The sequence below is a fragment of the Sphingobium terrigena genome, assembly GCF_003591655.1.
In the GTDB taxonomy this organism is placed as follows: Bacteria; Pseudomonadota; Alphaproteobacteria; order Sphingomonadales; family Sphingomonadaceae; genus Sphingobium; species Sphingobium terrigena.
The window spans coordinates 46,803-65,210 of sequence record NZ_QVRA01000021.1 but is presented as its reverse complement, the minus strand read 5'-3'; the positions used below and the strand labels follow the sequence as shown (position 1 = coordinate 65,210).

Annotated in this window: 19 protein-coding genes; 8 read left to right on the top strand and 11 right to left on the bottom strand. The window is 63.1% G+C overall.

Annotation, left to right across the window (positions count from 1 at the left end):
* The first annotated feature begins 376 nt into the window (after window positions 1-376).
* Complete coding sequence (locus tag D0Z70_RS18585) at window positions 377-2,383, top strand: TonB-dependent receptor plug domain-containing protein (RefSeq protein ID WP_239019020.1); 2,007 nt, start codon at window positions 377-379, stop codon at window positions 2,381-2,383.
* On the opposite strand, the gene D0Z70_RS18580 is transcribed toward D0Z70_RS18585, so the two are convergent.
* Window positions 2,346-3,014 carry a cation efflux transmembrane domain-containing protein gene (locus D0Z70_RS18580; RefSeq protein ID WP_119749016.1) on the bottom strand — a complete coding sequence of 223 codons (669 nt, stop codon included), beginning with the start codon at window positions 3,012-3,014 and terminating at the stop codon, window positions 2,346-2,348. The genes D0Z70_RS18585 and D0Z70_RS18580 overlap by 38 nt on opposite strands.
* A 66-nt stretch (window positions 3,015-3,080) precedes the next feature.
* Between D0Z70_RS18580 and D0Z70_RS18575 the strand changes: the two genes are divergently transcribed.
* A complete protein-coding gene (locus D0Z70_RS18575; RefSeq protein ID WP_119749014.1) occupies window positions 3,081-3,485 on the top strand; it encodes a MerR family transcriptional regulator in 405 nt (134 codons plus the stop codon).
* 238 nt (window positions 3,486-3,723) lie between these two features.
* Here the strand turns inward: D0Z70_RS18575 and groL are convergent, their stop codons facing one another.
* Together groL and groES are read right to left on the bottom strand one after the other, a co-directional pair.
* Window positions 3,724-5,343 (bottom strand): chaperonin GroEL, encoded by a 1,620-nt coding sequence (gene groL / locus D0Z70_RS18570; RefSeq protein WP_119749012.1) that lies wholly within the window; start codon window positions 5,341-5,343, stop codon window positions 3,724-3,726.
* Between the two features lie 54 nt (window positions 5,344-5,397).
* Window positions 5,398-5,712 (bottom strand): co-chaperone GroES, encoded by a 315-nt coding sequence (gene groES, locus D0Z70_RS18565; protein WP_119749010.1) that lies wholly within the window; start codon window positions 5,710-5,712, stop codon window positions 5,398-5,400.
* Between the two features lie 271 nt (window positions 5,713-5,983).
* On the opposite strand from groES, the gene D0Z70_RS18560 reads away from it, so the two are divergent.
* Genes D0Z70_RS18560 through D0Z70_RS18550 form a run of 3 tightly spaced genes read left to right on the top strand, consistent with a single transcriptional unit; the run spans window position 5,984 to window position 6,842 of the window.
* Complete coding sequence (locus tag D0Z70_RS18560; protein WP_119749008.1) at window positions 5,984-6,220, top strand: hypothetical protein; 237 nt, start codon at window positions 5,984-5,986, stop codon at window positions 6,218-6,220.
* Window positions 6,217-6,486 (top strand): usg protein, encoded by a 270-nt coding sequence (locus D0Z70_RS18555; RefSeq protein WP_119749006.1) that lies wholly within the window; start codon window positions 6,217-6,219, stop codon window positions 6,484-6,486. Before D0Z70_RS18560 ends, D0Z70_RS18555 begins: the two co-directional genes overlap by 4 nt.
* A complete protein-coding gene (locus D0Z70_RS18550; protein ID WP_119749004.1) occupies window positions 6,483-6,842 on the top strand; it encodes a hypothetical protein in 360 nt (119 codons plus the stop codon). The genes D0Z70_RS18555 and D0Z70_RS18550 overlap by 4 nt, the downstream gene beginning before the upstream one ends.
* 8 nt (window positions 6,843-6,850) lie before the next feature.
* On the opposite strand, the gene D0Z70_RS18545 is transcribed toward D0Z70_RS18550, so the two are convergent.
* From D0Z70_RS18545 to D0Z70_RS18515, 7 genes are all read right to left on the bottom strand, one after another.
* Complete coding sequence (locus tag D0Z70_RS18545; protein ID WP_119749002.1) at window positions 6,851-7,483, bottom strand: MarC family protein; 633 nt, start codon at window positions 7,481-7,483, stop codon at window positions 6,851-6,853.
* Between the two features lie 102 nt (window positions 7,484-7,585).
* Window positions 7,586-8,134 (bottom strand): hypothetical protein, encoded by a 549-nt coding sequence (locus tag D0Z70_RS18540; RefSeq protein WP_147418793.1) that lies wholly within the window; start codon window positions 8,132-8,134, stop codon window positions 7,586-7,588.
* A 16-nt stretch (window positions 8,135-8,150) separates the two neighbouring features.
* A complete protein-coding gene (locus D0Z70_RS18535; protein ID WP_239019019.1) occupies window positions 8,151-8,552 on the bottom strand; it encodes an NADH dehydrogenase ubiquinone Fe-S protein 4 in 402 nt (133 codons plus the stop codon).
* Window positions 8,553-8,646: 94 nt separating this feature from the next.
* Window positions 8,647-9,168: an Hsp20/alpha crystallin family protein gene (locus D0Z70_RS18530; RefSeq protein WP_119749034.1), complete on the bottom strand. Its 522-nt coding sequence runs from the start codon at window positions 9,166-9,168 to the stop codon at window positions 8,647-8,649.
* Between the two features lie 83 nt (window positions 9,169-9,251).
* Window positions 9,252-9,725, bottom strand: coding sequence for an Hsp20 family protein (locus tag D0Z70_RS18525; RefSeq protein ID WP_119749032.1), 474 nt, complete (start codon window positions 9,723-9,725; stop codon window positions 9,252-9,254).
* Window positions 9,726-10,143: 418 nt separating this feature from the next.
* Window positions 10,144-11,547: a chromate efflux transporter gene (gene chrA / locus D0Z70_RS18520; protein ID WP_119748995.1), complete on the bottom strand. Its 1,404-nt coding sequence runs from the start codon at window positions 11,545-11,547 to the stop codon at window positions 10,144-10,146.
* Window positions 11,544-12,500: a chromate resistance protein ChrB domain-containing protein gene (locus tag D0Z70_RS18515; RefSeq protein ID WP_119748993.1), complete on the bottom strand. Its 957-nt coding sequence runs from the start codon at window positions 12,498-12,500 to the stop codon at window positions 11,544-11,546. The genes chrA and D0Z70_RS18515 overlap by 4 nt, the downstream gene beginning before the upstream one ends.
* A gap of 100 nt (window positions 12,501-12,600) precedes the next feature.
* On the opposite strand from D0Z70_RS18515, the gene D0Z70_RS18510 reads away from it, so the two are divergent.
* Window positions 12,601-13,911 (top strand): alginate export family protein, encoded by a 1,311-nt coding sequence (locus D0Z70_RS18510; protein ID WP_239019017.1) that lies wholly within the window; start codon window positions 12,601-12,603, stop codon window positions 13,909-13,911.
* Between the two features lie 774 nt (window positions 13,912-14,685).
* Complete coding sequence (gene tnpA / locus D0Z70_RS18505; RefSeq protein ID WP_119748989.1) at window positions 14,686-15,105, top strand: IS200/IS605 family transposase; 420 nt, start codon at window positions 14,686-14,688, stop codon at window positions 15,103-15,105.
* 750 nt (window positions 15,106-15,855) lie between these two features.
* On the opposite strand, the gene pgeF is transcribed toward tnpA, so the two are convergent.
* The gene (pgeF, locus tag D0Z70_RS18500; RefSeq protein ID WP_119749030.1) at window positions 15,856-16,617 is read right to left on the bottom strand and encodes a peptidoglycan editing factor PgeF; all 762 of its coding nucleotides are present in this window, start codon (window positions 16,615-16,617) and stop codon (window positions 15,856-15,858) included.
* Window positions 16,618-16,783: 166 nt separating this feature from the next.
* Here pgeF and D0Z70_RS18495 point away from each other — a divergent pair, with 166 nt between their 5' ends.
* On the top strand, window positions 16,784-18,364 hold the full coding sequence (locus tag D0Z70_RS18495) for an amino acid permease (protein WP_119748987.1): 1,581 nt from the start codon (window positions 16,784-16,786) through the stop codon (window positions 18,362-18,364).
* The last annotated feature ends 44 nt before the right edge of the window (window positions 18,365-18,408 follow it).

The window sequence follows — 18,408 nt, the reverse complement described above, 5'->3', positions numbered from 1 at the left end:
TGCTTCGCGATAGAAGGTTTGGGTGACCAGAGCAAGCCGCCAAATTCCATTGTCGCTGTTCACGATAGGGAGAGACAGACACGGCGCTAAGCTGGCAGCCCGTTAAAGAGCGGACCTTCCGCAGGTGGGATCGTCCACTGGGAGGCTGAACGGCAAACAAGGGTCGATTGCTGCTGGTGATGCCGCGCCGTCGGCTTCTTTCAAATCGATCGCCGCGTTCTGGGACTTACCTGCCGTTCCTGAATGAGCCGCTGAGCGACAGGTTCTGATGCTATCTGCCGCTCGCAGTGTAACTAGGCCATGTGTGCTAGCCATATAACGTAAGGCTCCATCTTTGCCTTACCCTGTAGTTGCTACAGGCCCTATGAGGCACCCCGTGATCGTAAGTCTGATCGAACAGGGGTTGGCATTGAAGTCTGTTTCTCGAACGCACCGCCCGGCGAACTACCTTCTCCTCTCGCTGCTCTTGGGGGCTGCATGGCCCGCGACGGCCTATGCGCAGGCTGATACCGACGCCGACGGGAAAAAAGAGCCCGAGATCGTCGTGCAGGCGACGCGGACGGGCCGCCGTGTACAGGACGAACCGATCCGTGTGGATGTTGTGAACCGGGAGGAGATCGAAGAGAAACTCCTCATGCGGCCGGGCAATATCGCCATGCTGGTCAGCGAAACACCCGGTGTAAGGGTTCAGACCACATCGCCCGCGCTGGGAGCGGCGAATGTGCGTATCCAGGGCCTGAAGGGCCGATACACGCAAATCCTCGCCGATGGCCTGCCGCTCTACGGCGGCCAGACACCTGCTATCGGCCTGCTCCAGATCCCGCCGACAGATCTGGGGCAGGTGGAGATTATCAAGGGCGCCGCGTCGGCGCTCTACGGACCTTCGGCCCTTGGCGGCGTCATCAATCTGGTGTCGCGCCGACCGGCGAGCGAGCCGCAGGGCGAATTGCTGCTGAATGCGACAAGTCGCGACGGTCAGGATGTCACGGGCTATGTCGCCTCGCCGATCGGTGAGACGCTGAGCGCGTCGATCACGGCCGGCTATGATCGGCAGAGCCGCCAGGACCTCAACGATGATGGTTGGGCGGATATGCCCGGCTTTGAGCGCTTTGCCGTCCGGCCTCGGCTCTTTTGGGATGGCGCTGACGGATCGAAGGCGTTGCTGACCTTCGGCGCGATGGCCGAACAGCGTGACGGGGGCACCATGCCGGGCGCCGCGGCACCGGACGGGCAACCCTTCGTGCAGTCGCAGCGTAGCCGTCGATATGATGTCGGCCTGACGGCAGAGACGCCGCTCGAAGGCATCGGCACGCTGCACCTGCGCGCGTCAGGCGTGACCCAATCCCATCGCCATCGCTTCGGTGAGACACAAGAGAATGACCGGCACAGGACCGGTCTTGCCGAGGCATCGATCGGCGGAGAGGCCGGCGCGACCACATGGCTGGCTGGCGCGGCCATTCAGGCAGATGATTATCGTTCCAGAGCCTATTCCGCCTTTGACTATAGCTACACCGTGCCCTCGCTCTTCGTTCAGGGGGAGCAGAAGCTGGGAGACAGGCTGACCCTCGCGGGAAGCGCGCGGTGGGACGGTCACAGCGACTATGGTTCGCGTGTCAGCCCGCGCCTCTCGGCGCTCTATAAGCCCGGACCGTGGACCATCCGTGCGTCGCTCGGGCGCGGCTTCTACGCGCCGACGCCGTTTGTCGAGGAGATCGAGGCGAACGGCCTGTCGCGCCTCGTGCCCTATGCGAAGTTGAAGGCCGAGGTGGCGGACAGCGCCTCCATCGACTTTGGCTACGTCCGTGGCCCGTTGGAAGCCAATGTCAGCCTGTTCGCATCCAACATCGACAATGCCGTGCAACTCCAGACGGTCGATGCCAGCCATGTGACGCTCATCAACGCTGCCGGACTGACGAAGACGCGCGGTGCGGAAGTGCTGCTCCGCTACCGTTGGAATGCAGTCACGCTGACGGGCAGCTATGTTCATGTCGATGCGCGCGAGCCCGACCCTGATGCCGCTGGTCGCCGCACGGTCCCCCTGACACCCCGCGACAGCGCCGGACTGGTCGCCATGTGGGAGAAGCATGGGCGGGGACGTATTGGGATCGAAGCCTACTACACCGGTCGCCAGTCGCTGGACGACAATCCCTATCGCACTCGCAGCCGACCCTATGTCCAACTTGGCGCCATGGGCGAACTCGTTCTGGGCAAGGTCAGCCTGTTCGTGAACGCCGAGAACCTGCTCAATGTCCGGCAGACCAAATTCGATCCGCTGCTCCTCCGTAGTCGCGCGCCGACAGGTGCGTGGACGGTTGACGCATGGGCGCCGACCGATGGCTTCGTCCTCAACGGGGGTGTGCGGCTCCGGTTCGGCGGGGAATAGCATGGCTGTGGTCGAGGCTTTTCAACTCCCGCCATGCCCGGCGAATGATCTGCCAACCGCCCGATACGCCGAGACCAGCCAGCACTGCCGCGACAGCGAGGTCCGGCCATGCGGTGCCGGTGCCGAAAACGCCTAGCGCGGCCGCGACCACGGCAAGGTTGCCGATTGCGTCGTTGCGCGAGCAAATCCAGACCGACCTGCGGTTGGCATCGCCCTCCCGGTGCCGCCACAGCATCACGGCGCAGATCAGGTTGGCGACCAGCGCGAGCACGCCAATGATACCCATGGTCTCGGCCGTGGGCAGCGTCCCGCGCGCCGCCATCCACGCCGTGCTGGCGATGACCCAGACGCCCAGAATCAGCAACGACAAGCCTTTGGCGAGCGCAGCGCGGGCGCGCCAGCGCAGCGCAAGTCCGGCGACACCGAGGCTGATGGCATAGTTGGCCGCATCGCCTAGAAAATCGAGCGCGTCAGCCTTGAGCGATGCTGACCCGGCCGTGACGCCAGCAACGATCTCGACGCCAAACATGCCAGCGTTGATAATGAGCGCGATCCACAGGGCGCGCCGCCAGACGCGGTCGTCTGTCTTTCCGCCAGTGTCGGGTGATCCGCCGCAGCAACCGCCAGCCATGTGCCATCTCCTCTTCGCATCGATGGCAGCCTATATGGGGGCTGTAGCAACTACAGGGTCAAGAGCATGGCGTTGACGATCGGGGAAATGGGCAAGGCCACCAGCACGAAAATCGAGACGATCCGCTACTATGAGAAGATCGGCCTTCTCCCTAAGCCCGCCCGCACGTCGAGCAACTATCGGGACTATGGGCCGGCAGAGCTTGGCCGCCTGTCCTTCATCAGGCGGTCCCGTGATCTGGGCTTCTCGCTGGATCAGGTACGCGCGCTCCTCGGCCTTTCCGACGACAAGAGTTGCGACTGCGCTGGGATTGATCGCATCGCCAACCAGCACCTTTTGGAGGTGGATCGTAAGATTGCTGATCTCCAGGCCCTGAGACGGGAACTGAAGGCGGTGATCGATTCCTGCGATGGCGGGACTGTCGAAGAATGCCGCATCGTCGAAGCCTTGGGGCCGGTAGCATCCGGATGATCGTCGGCTTTCGGGTCGCAAGCTGACGCTTGCTGCGCGGAGGTGTAAGTCTTGAGTTGGTCAGGTGCTGCCGGAAGGGGTTGGGACTTAACGGTCGTTGCCGAGCACGGCCGTGAATGACGGGTTCCGCCGAAACCCGTCGTTGGTGGAAGCTATGCTACATCTGCGCTGTCGAAACGCCCAGAACAGGCGCATGGCAAAGAACACGGGAGGCCCGGCGCCCCGGGCCTCCCACCTATCAATAGTCCATCGCCGGCATCGGCGCGGCCTTCTCATCCTTTGGCAGCTCCGCGACGAGCGCCTCGGTCGTGATAAGCAGTGAGGCGACCGAGGCCGCGTCCTGCAGCGCCGTGCGCACGACCTTTGCCGGATCGATCACGCCCGCGTGGACGAGATCCTGATACTCAGCGGTGGCGGCATTAAAGCCCCAGTTATAGTCGGAGCTTTCGAGCAGCTTGCCGACGATATAGGCACCGTCCTCGCCGGCATTCTCGGCAATCTGCCGTGCAGGTGCGCGCAGCGCGCGGCGGATGATGTCGATGCCGGACTGCTGGTCGTCATTGGCGGCCTTCAGACCATCGAGCGCCTTGATCGCGCGGAGCAGCGCGATGCCGCCGCCCGGCAGGATGCCTTCCTCGACCGCCGCACGCGTGGCATGGAGCGCGTCGTCGACGCGGTCCTTCTTCTCCTTCACCTCGACCTCGGTCGCGCCGCCGACCCGGATCACCGCCACACCGCCGGCGAGCTTGGCGACGCGCTCCTGCAGCTTTTCACGGTCATAGTCGGATGTCGTGGTCTCGATCTGCTGGCGGAGCTGCGCGACGCGGCTGTCGATGTCCGTCTTTTGACCGACGCCATCGATGATCGTCGTATTGTCCTTGTCGATCACGACCTTCTTGGCGCGGCCGAGCATGTTGATCGTGACATTCTCGAGCTTGATGCCGAGATCCTCGGAGACGACATTGCCGCCGGTCAGGATCGCGATATCCTCGAGCATCGCCTTGCGGCGATCGCCGAAGCCGGGCGCCTTGACGGCAGCGATCTTGAGCCCGCCGCGCAGCTTGTTGACGACGAGCGTCGCAAGCGCTTCGCCCTCGACATCCTCGGCGATGATCAGCAGCGGCCGACCGGACTGGACGACCTTCTCGAGCAGGGGCACCAGCGCCTGCAGATTCGAGAGCTTCTTCTCGTGGATAAGGATGTACGGATCGTCGAGCTCGACCTTGAGCTTCTCGGCATTGGTGATGAAGTAGGGCGAGAGATAGCCGCGGTCGAACTGCATCCCCTCGACCGTCTCGAGTTCAGTCTCCAGGCTCTTGGCCTCCTCGACCGTGATCACGCCCTCATTGCCGACCTTCTCCATCGCTTCGGCCAGGATGCGGCCGACCTCCTCATCGCCATTGGCGGAGATGGTCGCGACCTGCGCAATCTCACTGTTGGCGCCGACCTTCTTGGCGTGGGCTTCGAGGTCCTTGACCACGGTGCTCACGGCAAGGTCGATGCCGCGTTTCACGTCCATCGGGTTCATGCCGGCGGCGACGGCCTTCGAACCCTCGCGTACGATCGCCTGGGCGAGAACGGTCGCGGTGGTGGTGCCATCGCCCGCCTTGTCGTTCTGCTTGTTGGCAACTTCGCGCAGCATCTGCGCGCCCATATTCTCGAACTTGTCGGCGAGCTCGATCTCCTTGGCGACCGTCACGCCGTCCTTGGTGATGCGGGGAGCCCCGAACGACTTCTCGATGACGACATTGCGGCCCTTAGGGCCCAGCGTCACCTTCACTGCGTTGGCCAGCGTATCGACGCCGCGCAGCATGCGGTCACGCGCGTCCGACGCAAACTTCACTTCCTTGGCAGCCATCTGCCTGCTCCTTTCTCAAATTCCTTCCTGATGGTTAGAGAGATAACAGGTGGCTCAGGCCGCCTGCTTAAGTTCGGTAACCGTCTCGATCACGCCGAGGATGTCGCTCTCCTTCATGATGAGCAAATCCTCGCCGTCAATCTTGACCTCGGTGCCGGACCATTTGCCGAACAGGATGCGGTCACCGGCTTTGACGGACAGCTCGACGAGCTTGCCGCTATCGTCGCGCGCGCCGGGCCCAACGGCGACGACTTCGCCTTCCTGCGGCTTTTCCTTAGCGGTATCGGGTATGATGATGCCGCCCGAGGTCTTTTCCTCGGCTTCGATGCGGCGGACGACCACACGGTCGTGCAAGGGGCGGAAATGCATGGCAAAACCTCCAGATGCAAAACAGGTTGTGATGTCCCTGCCATTCATCTGAACGACAGGTTCGCGTGAATTATGAAAAGATATTTTTGGGTTCAAGAGGGCGAATGAATTTTTTTGGCACTCATCTCCCGAGAGTGCCAATTCGGCCCCTCTTGAGCGCTTTCGGCCGGCATCTTCCCTCTTGACGCGGCTCGGATCAGCACCAAAATCTTGAGCCGCGTGCGGCACCGCATGCACAAGAAAGGAGCGACCCAGGAAAGGAGCCAAGGCCATGTCGCAGCCATTTTCGCGTTTTCTGCACCCCTTCGACGTTGCGCACCATCCGAGCCTCGAGCCGGAAGTCAAACGCGCCATCCTCGCCTCCTGGGCGTCCGACCACTCTGCTGTGAAGGACCAGCCGGCGATGCGAAAGCCGCCCGGCGCCAGGCGCGCCGTTCCGATCGACGAGGTTTTCGCCGCCATGCGATCGCTCGATGAACCGCGGACGGAAGGCCGACCGCTGCAATGAGCGATCGCGGGTTCATCGCGCAGCTGGAGGGCTACGGTCTCACCACCGCCGAGATCCATTATTACCGGCCCGATGCACCGTCGCTTCTCCAGCTGTTCATCTGGCAGGAATATGATCTTGCGCCCGATTTCCCCGTGCTGTTCGAGTTCCTCGACCATTGGCGGCGCGAGATCGAGGCCGCGCTCCATTCGGTCCGGATCGCCCATGGCCGGCTGATCGGTCCCACCGAATGGTGCGCGGTCGATGGGATCATCCCGCTCCCATGACAAGCGGTCTTGGCGAGCGCTGGCGCCGACGAGGCGGACAGGCGGTCCGCCTCGTCCTCACGTTCGACGACATCATGGAATTCGCGCTCGCGCTGCTGTCTGTTCCGCCCGATGACCTGGAGGCGTTGGGCTGGAGCTTTGCCGACCGCAAGCGGCTCCTTGATCACTTCCTGCGGTCCGGCAAGGCAGCCCAACGCCTCCCTCGGGAGACGCTGGGGCAAAGCCTGATCACGCTGCGGCTGCCGCGGCGGGACCTCGCACCGCTTCAGCGCTTCGCTCGCCGCGAACTCCCGAAAGCCGCGTCCAACGCCGCCATGCTCGACCGGGTGCTCCGGGTGCTCGACGAGGCCGCATAGCAGCTGACTCAGCCGGCTAGGAACGGCGCTACCGCGAGACCGTCGAAGACGAACTGGACGGCAAGGCCAGCGAGAAGCACGCCGGAGATGCGGCCCACGACGTCGGCTCCGGTGCCCCCGAGCAACAGGACAAGGCGGTCGGCTGCGAGCATCGCGAGCCAGGTCAAGACGATGCAAGCGACGATCATCGCGAGGACGCCGCCGCCCTCGATCCAGCTCTCGGTGCGGCCCATGACGAGCACGGCGGCCGAAAGGCTGCCGGGGCCCGCGATCAAGGGAAACGCCAGCGGGAAGACCGCGATGTCGCCAGGCCCTTCAGCCTCCCGGCGCTCCCCCTCGCTGATCGACGAGAGTCCAGGACTGGAGAAGGTGAGCGTCAAAGCCTGGAGGAACAGGAGAACGCCGCCCGCCACCCGGAACGCGGGCAGCGAAATATGCAGGAGCGAAAGAACGGTGCCGCCCGCCAGAGCGAACAGCAGCAGCACGCCGGCGGCGATCGTGACCGAGCGCGTGGCGAGGCTGATCCGCCCGCTGCGGTGAATTCCAGCCGTCAGGCCTGCGAAGACCACCGCCGTCTCGATCGGACCGATCGTGACGAGCAGGGTGATGAAGCTGGAGAGGATGCTGGCTGATATGTGCATGGGTCACGCAACGAAACTTGCAAAGGGAGCGGCGCTTTCGCCGCTCCCTCATGGCTCAGGTGGCTTTGAATGAGCTGCCGGGATGGCCGGCAGCGGGCTGCGTCATGTGCGGCGCATCCCGTCAGTTCGGGCCGGGTGGCCGACAGCCGCCGACGGCGCTTCGCGGCAGTCACCGGAGCTGTTCGATACGACCTTCGGTTGCTGCCCCGCGCCGAGCGAGGTGACCTGAACGCTTCGGCTGCAGGTGCTTCCCCCGTTGGTCGTCGAGACGAAGCTATAGCTGACGGTCCCCGGAGGCGGGCTGCGCAACGCCGTCAGGTCGATCTTCCCGTCATCGGTCATTGCCGGGAGCGGCAAGGCGCGGACCTGACGCATCATCAGGTCGCTCTGCCCGTCCATGTCGGCCGCGATGCGATCGAACAGCGCGAATGGGGCCGGCCCGAATGGGTCGAGCCAGGCGATCGGTGCAACGCTGGGGGCAGGCGCGACCGTGACCTTGGGCGCGACATCGCCCTCATATTCTATGCGGGCGACCGTACCGTCCGGCAGGCCGACCTTCATCACATGGCTGTCATGGCTCGCCGCCAGCGCGGTACCGATGGTCGCGACCGCCGCCACGCCGGCCACGACGGCTGTACGAATTTTTCGCATCAATCGTCTCCTCTGATCATGGTGAACGTGAAAATGCCTTTCCCCCGACGCCAACCGCGTTTCCCGAGCCCAGGGTGCTTTCAAGCGCGGCGGGATAGCGGCTGCAGCATCGCGCGTGCGGACCGGTGGGCCAGCAGCAGAGCACCGGCGTCCGTTCCGCTGGCAGGCGACTGGGAATCGGGTGCTGGCGACCCGGCGCGCCATGGATCGAGAAGGCCAATCCCTGGCGCCGGCAGTAGCCCGCTGCGGTCTCCAGGTCGGACAAGCGCAGCTCGATCGTCTCGAGCGGATCGCCGCCGCCGCTCCATCCCGTCAGGGGATCAGCCACGGGCCGCCAGCGCGGCACGAAGCGCACCCGCCACTGTCCGCGCCGGCCGCGTCCGCCCTGGTTGGTCGCGAGCGGCATCGGCTCGATCACAGCCTGCGTATCTCGCGGTAGCGCGCTCGATGCGCATGGCCCGGCGTGGTTATCGTTGGCGAATGGCCCGGAACCGAAGTCCCGGGCCAGACCGTCAGGCCGCCTTGCCATTGACCGGGATGCGGCGGACATTTTCGTTCGCCGCCTCCGTCTTCGGCAGGGTGACCGTCAACACGCCGTTCCTGAAAGTTGCCTTGCCATTGTCACGGTCGATGCCCTGGGGCAGGCCGATACGGCGTTCAAAGCGGCCATAGCTGCGCTCGGTATAGCCGCGATCCTTGTCTTCGACCTCGGAGCGCTTCTCACCGCGCAGCGTGAGCGCACCGTCTTCGACGATAATCTCCACGTCCTTCTCGTCGAGACCCGGCAGTTCGGCGGTGACGCGGATTTCCTTGTCGGTCTCGCCGAGTTCGACGTGCGGCCAGCCGGCCGCGCGGTCGAACCCGGCCAATGCGGGCACGCCGAAGCCGCGGAAGACGTCGTCAAACAGACGGTTCACCTCGCGGTGGAGCGAGAGAAGCGGGTGGGTATCATTGTCGCGGTCGCGCTCGGCGCTGACCGGGACGGGGAGCCGGTTTTCCTGCCGGCTCCAGGGAATGAGATCACGAAAAGCCATGATGGTCATCTCCTTTTCTGGCTGGAAGGGGCCAGGCCTGCCGGCCCGCCGAGGGCGGTGCGGCAAACCAGTTAAACCAAGGATCAGGCCGCTTCGCGGGCTTCATCCCTCGGTGCCTCGATCTGATCCTGGGCAGCCTTGCCGGCAGCGATCTCGATCCGGCGCGGCTTCATAGCCTCGGGCACGACGCGCTTGAGCGCGATGCTCAGCAGGCCGTTCTCGAAGCGGGCATCGCCAGCTTCCACGAAGTCAGCAAGCTGGAAGCGCCGCTCGAACGTGCGCGTGGCGATGCCCCGGTGCAGATACTCGCCCTGGCCGTTGTCCTCGGCACGGTTGCCGGTAACGATGAGCAGGTTCTGCTGGGCCACCACCTCGATGTCCTCGGGGCGGAAGCCGGCGACCGCCAGCGTGATGCGATAGCTGTCTTCGCCTTCTTTCAGAATGTCGAAGGGTGGATAGCCGTCGTCTTCGCGCGTGCCGGCTTCGAGCAGGTTGAACAACCGATCGAAGCCCACGGTCGAGCGCCGATAGGGCGTAAAGTCAAATGCAGTTCTCATTTCCAAATCCTCCTGATTGAGCAATTCGGGCATGAGACGCGCCGGAGAGAGCCGGCGCTCTCAATGTCCACCGGACCCGGTTTTCAGCGTCCGGCGAGAGAAAATTAGGAATCACAAAACGGGTTTCAAGAGGCATTTTTTCGGTTGGCCCGCCCTTTCGCCTCCCGCCCTCAGGCGATCCAACTAGCCGCCTAAAACCATGTGAAATCGGCCCACTGATCCATAGGCGCGGTATGATCATCGGCCGGAATTACGTGATTTTGGTACCCGACGGGTGATGTCGAGGTCGAATGGGGGGCCGCCATGCGTCGAGCGGCGGCCGGCGGAACTCAGACGAGCTTTGGTGCGCCGAGACGCTCGCGTGCTCCTAACGTTCTGACTGCCATCCGCCGGATACTTCCGTCGGGTTCGGCCTCCTTCAGGCGATGAGAACATAGACCGCGCCCAGCCCGGCGCTTACGAGGAGAACCGGGATCATACCGGCTTTGAAGCGGAACACCGCGATCGCCGCGGTGGCGGCAAGAACGAGCGCAGGTAAGTTCAGGGAAGCGAGGACCGGCACTTCGAACCCGGCGCCGCCGATCCTGATCTCCGCGACCTTGCGGAACAGCGTGTGGATGGCAAACCAGACGGCAAGGTTGAGAATGACGCCCACGACGGCTGCGGTGATCGCGCTGAGCGCGGCCGAAAGCGCGCGATTGCCGCGCAGCCGCTCGACGAAAGGCGCACCCGCGAAGATCCACAGGAAGCAGGGCACGAAGGTCACCCAGGTGGTGAGGATGGCGCCGAGCGTCGCTGCGACCAGCGGCGGCAGCCCGGTTGCCTCGCGGAAGGCTGCGAGGAAACCGACGAACTGCGTGACCATGATCAGCGGTCCGGGCGTTGTCTCGGCAAGGCCGAGGCCGTCGAGCATTTCGCCCGGCTGGAGCCAACCATAGGTGCCGACCGCCTCCTGCGCGACATAGGCGAGCACCGCATAGGCGCCGCCGAAGGTCACTACCGCCATCTGGCTGAAGAAGGCTGCGATCTGCGAGAAGACATTATCGGGTCCGGCGAGTGCGAACAGCAGCACGACCGGAGCCAGCCAGAGGAAGAGCAGCGTACCGGAAATCTTGAGCGACCAGGCGAGATTGGGCCGGGCATGATCTGGCAGTCCCTCTCCGAGCGCGGTCTCGGAATCATGCACGATCTTGCCGCCAGCCGGTCCATGCCCACCGCCGCCCTTGAACGCTGCAATACCGGCGGGACCCCCGACATACCCGCCGAGCGCAGCGGCCAGCACGATGAGCGGGAATGGAGCGTCGAGGAAGAAAATCGCCACAAACGCGGCTGCAGCGATTCCGCGCAGTACGTTATTCTTGAGCGCACGCGAGCCCACGCGAACGACGGCCTGGATCACCACCGCGAGGACCGCCGCCTTGAGACCGAAGAACAGGCCCTCGATCAGCGGGGCATGGCCCAGCAGCACGTAGATGTAGCTCAGTCCCAAGATCGCGAGGAAGCCGGGCAATACGAACAGGCCTCCGGCAACCAGCCCGCCCTTGGTCTTGTGGAGCAACCAGCCAATATAGGCGGCGAGTTGTTGCGCCTCCGGGCCAGGCAGAAGCATACAATAGTTGAGCGCGTGCAGGAAGCGCTCTTCGCCGATCCATTTCTTCTCCTCCACCAGGATGCGGTGCATGACCGCGATCTGCCCGGCCGGTCCGCCAAAGCTAAGCGCCGCGATCCGCGCCCAGACCCGGACCGCATCGCCGAAAGCTATTCCATGCTCCCGCGCGGCAAGGAATGGGGTTTCGGCAAGTTCGGTCGCGGCCACTGTCATCGGTCTGTCTTTCTCGTGCTGAAGAAGGCATGGAACTGGTTGAGTGCGTTGCTGGCCTGCGCGATGCGCTGCAAGTCGTCGTCGGTCGAGGCGCACACGCCCGACAGCATTGCGCCCAGCCCGGAGGTTTCCGGCCGGTTGAACTTGGCATCGCCAATGTCGAGGTCATGGATGATTTCCCCGATCGCCACGAGCGCGCCGTCGTTAGTTAAACTGGCGCGCAACAGCAGCGTCTCGAAGCTGCACCGGTCGCCCTCGTGGGTGAATTCAGCATCGACCATGTCGAACCGCAGTTCGCCCGGCGCGGGCGCGTAGCTGCGCCCGTCGACGAACTTGAAGCGGGCGTCGACATCAATGAAGCGCCGGATCAGCCAGGCACAGGCGATCCGATCGACATGGACCCCGCTGCGCGTGACCCAGGTCCTGCCTTGGAGTTCGATTGGCTCGTCCGCCGCCGCCGGCTCAGACCGGCTGACATCGGGGTGCTGGTAGCGCTGCCGGTCGAGTTCAGCGAGCGCGGCCTCGGCTTCCTGGCGTCCATGGGCACCGAAGAAGTCGAGTGCGGCGACCTCGGCGAAGCGCTTCTGGAGCTTAGCGATATCTGCGCCGCTCGCCGGCCCGGTATCCAGCAGCCGGCGCGCCGTCTGGGCGATTTCATCATAGTCTGCGTCGCGCGCGGCGTCGAAGAGCGCGCGAACATCGCCATCGTTCTGCCCGGCTATCAGCTGTGCATCGAGCAGAATGGCCTCGCCGCCGCTCGCGACAATCTCGCTCAGCAGCTCCAGCAAAGTTGCTTCGTTCGCCTCGCTTCTTGGCAAGACATGAGCCGCATTCTTGAGCGGAACTGCTCCGATTGCCTGGAGGCGTCGCCAGATTTTGACACGCAGATAGGGCGGCTTCGTCGGCAATTGATGCAGCAGCGCCAGCCAGTCGGATCGAGGAGTTGCAGTCATGATAGAGCATATATATCACTGATTTCGAATCAAGGAATACCTATATCATATGCGCCGATCGAAGCTGCCCTTCCGTCCCGTCTGTTTCGCGTGTTCCAGTATGGCGCTCCTCTGCGCCACGCCCGCATTCGCGCAGGACAAGGATGGCCTCACAGTCACTGGCGCCATGCGCCTGCGCTACGAGGCGATCGACGGCCAGGCCCGCGCCGGCTTCAACAAGAATGACGAACTGGTGAATTTGCGGACCAATATCCTTGCCGAATATCGGAAGGACAATATTCGCATCGGTGTCGAGCTGTTCGACAGCCGCGTTTGGGGCGATAAAGCCGGAACACCGGTGACTACCAACGAGGTCAACGCATTCGAGCCCGTGCAGGCCTATATCGCCGCGGATTTCGACGGTGCCTTCGGCAAGGCGACGAAACTGACGCTCACCGCCGGACGCATGACGCTCAACCTGGGATCGCGCCGGCTGGTCGCCGCGGACGACTATCGCAACACGACCAACGGCTACACTGGCCTCCGCGCCGACATTGCTGCGCCTCACGGCTGGAAGGCGACCCTGATCTATACGCTCCCGCAGCTGCGCCTGCCCGACAATAATGAGGATGTTCGCGACGCCAAGGTCCGGCTTGATCGAGAAAGCTTCGACCTCGTGCTGTGGGGCGGGCAGATCAGCAAGGCCAGGGCGCTCGGGCCGGCCATGGCGGAACTGAGCTATTTCCACCTTGGGGAGCGGGATGCGCCCGGACGGCCCACGCGAGACCGCTCGCTCGACACCTTCGGCGGACGGATCATCGCCGAGCCGCGGGTCGGCAAGTTCGACTATGAGATAGAAGCCTTTTACCAGACGGGGCATGTCAGCGCCTCGCTGGTCCCAACAGCGGCGAGGCAGAGTGTCGGCGCGAACTTCATCCATGCCGATATGGGCTACAGCTTCCCCGGCCCCTGGAAGCCGCGTCTATCGATCGAGTTCGACCGGGCGAGCGGCGACAAGCCGGGCGGCCGGTTCGGCCGCTTCGACACTCTGTTTGGCATGCGCCGCGCCGATCTCGCACCGGCCGGACTTTATAACGCCATCGCCCGAACCAACATCGTGACACCCGGCGTTCGGCTTGAGGCGACGCCAAGCAAGCGCGTCGACTGGTTCGCGGCCTATCGGCCGATGTGGCTGGCGGCCGATCAGGACAGCTTTTCGTCGACCGGCGTGCGCGACGCTTCGGGCCGGTCGGGCGATTTTGCCGGTCATCAGATCGAGGCACGCATCCGTTATTGGCTCGTGCCGGCGCAGCTGCGGTTTGAATTTGACGGACTGCTGCTGGCCAAGGGACGCTTCCTTCTTGACACACCTAATGCACCGCCCGGAAATTGGACTCGCTATGGTTCGTTCAACGTCACGGCGAGCTTCTGATCCCTTCAGGGTTATTCCTATGGCAGGCCAGTACCGGCAAGCGACTCTGCCCATACTTTTGTGGCAGTTTCTCCTGGCGCCGAGACCCGGATCGCGCGTTGATCTTAGGGTTACCTGGGAGGGGCCAATCACCGGCTGTTACACGAGGCGTGAAGACTGCTTTTATTCAGATTAGGACGTTCGCGTCGGCCAGAGCCAACGTCGCAATCTGGTCGCGAGGCGACACCGCGAGAACAGCAGCTATTCCCGCATCCCGGCTCCTAAGGGGACATTCACCAACGGCCAATCATGCGTGATTAAAAGTGTCTGGACACATCCAAGATCGTCCGTCATCATGCTATCAAGCTGGTGATTTTATGATCAGTAGAGGCGCCTGTGGGAACTGGTGTGGGAAAGCCTCAGGTAACGTGGAAGTAAAGTTTGGATTTCTGCCGCTTTTATTCACGGTTATTAATCCCTGCCTCTCCGCCAAATTTTTCTCGGTCAGAATCTGCCCCTAACACTTGGAACGGCAAGAATTGAACGGGCGTTCGAACACCATCATTCCAGTCATGTTCCAGATGGGAATTGAGGGGCAGCTTAAGAGCTATGTTCTTGTCCGACAGGTGCCATTTGCCCATAGTTTCCAAGGGTTTGAGATGAACTCGAAAACGGCTCGGAAACTTTCGTCATGGTCTGCAAAGCGGTGCCGCAGCGTGCGGCTTTTTAGAGTCCTCCATAAGGAGAAACCCCTCCGACTTCAGTCGGCTACTGGCTTCAGCCTCAGACTCGGCTATGGGCTACAGCAGCGGTTGTCACACAACATTTCACCATCACTATCATCTCGTCTGGGCACCGAAGTATCGGTTCAAGGTGCTGCATGGCGAGGTGCGTCTGCGGGTGCGCGAGATTATCCGGCAGGTCTGTGCCGAAATGGGCGTGACGATCGTCCACGGTGTGCTTTCGCGCGATCACGTCCACATGTTCGTCGAGATACCCCCGCATGTATCAGTCAGCGACTTTGTGCGCCGGGCCAAGGGGCGGTCATCGCGTAAAATCCAGCAGGAGTTCGAGCATATCCGCAAGCGCTACTGGGGCCAACGCTTCTGGCAACGCGGTTACTTCTCGACCACATCCGGCAACATCACCGATGACACTATCCTGCGCTACCTCGACAAACATGGACACAAAAACGGCTTCAGCCCCGCCCCATGATCCTACCGGCGTCAGCCCGTCAGTCATTCAGCAGGCTGATCAATCTCGCTCGGCCGCTCGGGCATCTTGACTTCAGCTCACATTTTTCAAGGCTTCTGCCGTAAGGCAGCCGCGAATGGCTCGATTATTACGCCATTAATCGAGAATGCGCGTGTTTATGGAGGGTGGGTAACACTATCTATGCCCTGACACCCTACACAGCGCGCTCGATCAACGAATAGAGTGGATTGCAGGGAATGCAGAGGGTCTGACCTGTCGGCACCTACTGCATTTGCCTGCGTCATACCAATGCGGACGGTGACGGCGTTGGCCGTGCGGAAGATCATCGCCGCCATGCAGTGTCAACTGGTCGGGCTAGGGTGCAGACCCATAAATTATGAGGATCGAGACAGGATTGTCCGGGATTCTGTGGGAGGAGAAGCGCGAAGAGCGGGCAAGATGCCCGTTCGAGGGCTTCGACGCGCCACAGGACCCGAACAATCCTGCCCCGGGAAGGGGTGGGACGAAAATGGCCGGTGGAGCGGTCGAACGCTTGCAAGATAGTCCCGCTATCTCGCTGCGCGCTCTCCTTCCCACCAGCCATTTTCGTCTCCATCTCGACCTCATAATTTACAGATCTGCACCCTAGGACGAAGCTGCTTCAACAGTGCTTCGATCGGCGTCCAGTCCAGAAGCCGTGTGATCTGCTATCAACAGTGAATCAGAACACACCCTGCCCAATCAGCGGGGCTTCTTATTGCCCCTCAGGCATCACCCCGACAGGCCAATCATCGACACTTGCCGCCCATAATCCGCCTCGCCGCGATGGCAGGACCGGCGATAGCTGAAGAAGCGATCCGGCTGGCTATAGGTGTCCTCCTCCAGCAAATCGATCCGCCCAACTCCGGCTCTTGCAAGCCGCGACGCGACATAGGCGGCGATATCGAACTGGACATGGCCCAGACGACCCGCAGTAAAGAAGCGTACATTGTCCGCATCGTCCCGCTCGAACCGTTCGGCAAAATCGAGCGTCACTTCATAGGAAGCCCGCCCGATGCAGGGGCCGATCGCACAAGCCATGCGGTCACGCTGCGCCCCCAGCGCCTCCATCGCCGCAATCGTCTGGTCCGTGACCCCGCCAATCGCCCCCTTCCATCCCGCATGGGCTGCACCGACCACGCCCGCCGCCGTATCGGCAAACAGCACCGGCACGCAGTCGGCGGTCAATATCCCCAGCAGCAGCCCCGGTCGATCCGTCACCATCGCGTCGGCGGCAGGGCGATCGGCATCCGATATGGCGCTGCCGACCGTCACGACATCGGGCGAATGGACCTGATGCACCGTCACCAGCTGCCCGCCGGGCATCACCGCGTCGCGCGCCAGGTCCCGGTTGCGCAACACCGCCGCGCGATCATCCTGCGACCCCAGACCGACATTCAGGCCGGCATGAATGCCCAGCGATACCCCGCCGCGCCGCCCGGCAAAACCATGGGGGACGTCGTGCAGGCCGGGCGCCGTCAGCAGGTCGATCATCATCACTCCTCATCATCCGACCCTGCCCCAACCAGGGATGGCCATGTCGCGGTGACGCAACATACTTGCGCGCGCGCGATTAGGCGATAGTCTCCGCTCCCATAGCAAAAGGGGGCGGGTGATCCGGCCGCCGGGGCAAGACATCGCAAGATAAAGGGTTCCATTCATGATATTCGGGCGCGTAAAATCTCTCGACGCCATATTGGCGACGGCAGAGAAGAAATCGCTGCATCGTTCGCTGGGCGCATTCCAGCTCACCATGCTCGGCATTGGCGCCGTCATCGGCACCGGCATTTTCGTGCTGACCGCCGAAGCTGCGCAAAAGGCGGGGCCGGGCATGATGCTGGCTTTCGTCATCGCCGGCTTCGTCTGCGCCGTGGCGGCGCTCTGCTATGCGGAAATGGCAGCGATGGTGCCTGTGTCCGGGTCCGCCTACACCTATAGCTATGCGGTGATGGGCGAACTGATCGCCTGGATGGTCGGCTGGGCCCTGATATTGGAATATGCGGTCGCGGCGGGCGCGGTATCGGTCGGCTGGTCCGGCTATGTCGTTGGGTTGATCGAGCATACATTCCATCTCGACATTCCCGATCTGCTGACGCGGGGGCCGTTTGACGGCGGCATGGTCAACCTGCCCGCGATGCTGATCGCCGGTCTGGTTACGTGGCTGCTGGTCATCGGCACGAAGGAAAGCGCCTCGGTCAATGCCGTGCTGGTGCTGATCAAGGTCGCAGCGCTCACCCTGTTCATCGTGCTGGCGCTGCCGGTCATGAATATGGACAAGTTCACCCCCTTCGCGCCGCTCGGCTTTTCGGGTATTTCCGCAGCCGCCGCGTCGATCTTCTTCGCCTATGTCGGCTTTGACGCCGTTTCCACCGCGGCCGAAGAAACCAAGAACCCCCAGCGTAACATGCCGATCGGCCTGATCGGTTCGCTTGGCATCTGCACCATCTTCTACATGCTCGTGGCAGCTGGCGTCATCGGCACCGTCGGCGCGCAGCCGGTTACGGGCGGGGGTATCCCGATTAGCGAAGGCGGCATTGCCCTCGCGCCCGGTTCGACCGCGCTGTCGCAACAATGCGCCGCGCTGGCGGCTGCCGGCACCGAAGCTGTCACCTGCTCGAAGGAAGCGCTGGCCTGGACCCTGCGTGAAATCGGCTGGCCCCAGATCGGCAATCTGCTCGGCCTGGCTGCCGGCCTCGCTCTGCCGTCGGTCATCCTGATGATGATGTTCGGCCAGACCCGCATCTTCTTCGTCATGAGCCGCGACGGCCTGTTGCCCGCCATGTTCTCGAAGGTCCATCCGACCTACAAGACGCCCTATGTCATCACCATCCTGACCGGCATCTTCGTCGCGCTGTTCGCCGCTTTCTTCCCGGTCGGCATCCTCGCAGACATTTCCAACTCCGGCACCTTGTTTGCCTTTGCCGCCGTGTCGATCGCGGTGCTGGTGCTGCGCCGCACTGACCCGTCGCGCAAGCGGCCCTTCCGCACCCCGGCGATCATGTTCACCGCGCCGATCGCGATCCTGGGCTGCATGTATCTGTTCTGGAGCCTGGGCGTCGAAACCAAGCTGATGTTCGTGGGTTGGGCGGCGGTCGGCCTGATCGTCTATTTCGCCTATAGCCGCAGCCGCAGCCATGTCGGGCGCGGGGTGAGCGATGTGCCGGAACTGGATGCGGGCATCCCGCCCCAGCCCGTGCCACCGCTGCCGGGCGCGCATACGCCGGGCGGGCAGGACGCCTGATCAAGCAGAACGCCTGATCGAAAATAAAACGGGGCGGGTAACAC

Coding starts and splice junctions, on each gene's coding strand:
- D0Z70_RS18555 (WP_119749006.1), top strand. CDS start 6,217: ATGAGCGATCGCGGGTTCATCGCGCAGCTGGAGGGCTACGGTCTCACC.
- D0Z70_RS18510 (WP_239019017.1), top strand. CDS start 12,601: ATGGCGCTCCTCTGCGCCACGCCCGCATTCGCGCAGGACAAGGATGGC.
- D0Z70_RS18580 (WP_119749016.1), bottom strand. CDS start 3,014: ATGGCTGGCGGTTGCTGCGGCGGATCACCCGACACTGGCGGAAAGACA.
- D0Z70_RS18515 (WP_119748993.1), bottom strand. CDS start 12,500: ATGACTGCAACTCCTCGATCCGACTGGCTGGCGCTGCTGCATCAATTG.
- D0Z70_RS18530 (WP_119749034.1), bottom strand. CDS start 9,168: ATGGCTTTTCGTGATCTCATTCCCTGGAGCCGGCAGGAAAACCGGCTC.
- chrA (WP_119748995.1), bottom strand. CDS start 11,547: ATGACAGTGGCCGCGACCGAACTTGCCGAAACCCCATTCCTTGCCGCG.
- pgeF (WP_119749030.1), bottom strand. CDS start 16,617: ATGATCGACCTGCTGACGGCGCCCGGCCTGCACGACGTCCCCCATGGT.
- D0Z70_RS18545 (WP_119749002.1), bottom strand. CDS start 7,483: ATGCACATATCAGCCAGCATCCTCTCCAGCTTCATCACCCTGCTCGTC.
- D0Z70_RS18525 (WP_119749032.1), bottom strand. CDS start 9,725: ATGAGAACTGCATTTGACTTTACGCCCTATCGGCGCTCGACCGTGGGC.
- groES (WP_119749010.1), bottom strand. CDS start 5,712: ATGCATTTCCGCCCCTTGCACGACCGTGTGGTCGTCCGCCGCATCGAA.
- tnpA (WP_119748989.1), top strand. CDS start 14,686: ATGGGCTACAGCAGCGGTTGTCACACAACATTTCACCATCACTATCAT.
- D0Z70_RS18575 (WP_119749014.1), top strand. CDS start 3,081: ATGGCGTTGACGATCGGGGAAATGGGCAAGGCCACCAGCACGAAAATC.
- D0Z70_RS18560 (WP_119749008.1), top strand. CDS start 5,984: ATGTCGCAGCCATTTTCGCGTTTTCTGCACCCCTTCGACGTTGCGCAC.
- D0Z70_RS18550 (WP_119749004.1), top strand. CDS start 6,483: ATGACAAGCGGTCTTGGCGAGCGCTGGCGCCGACGAGGCGGACAGGCG.
- D0Z70_RS18540 (WP_147418793.1), bottom strand. CDS start 8,134: ATGCGAAAAATTCGTACAGCCGTCGTGGCCGGCGTGGCGGCGGTCGCG.
- D0Z70_RS18495 (WP_119748987.1), top strand. CDS start 16,784: ATGATATTCGGGCGCGTAAAATCTCTCGACGCCATATTGGCGACGGCA.
- groL (WP_119749012.1), bottom strand. CDS start 5,343: ATGGCTGCCAAGGAAGTGAAGTTTGCGTCGGACGCGCGTGACCGCATG.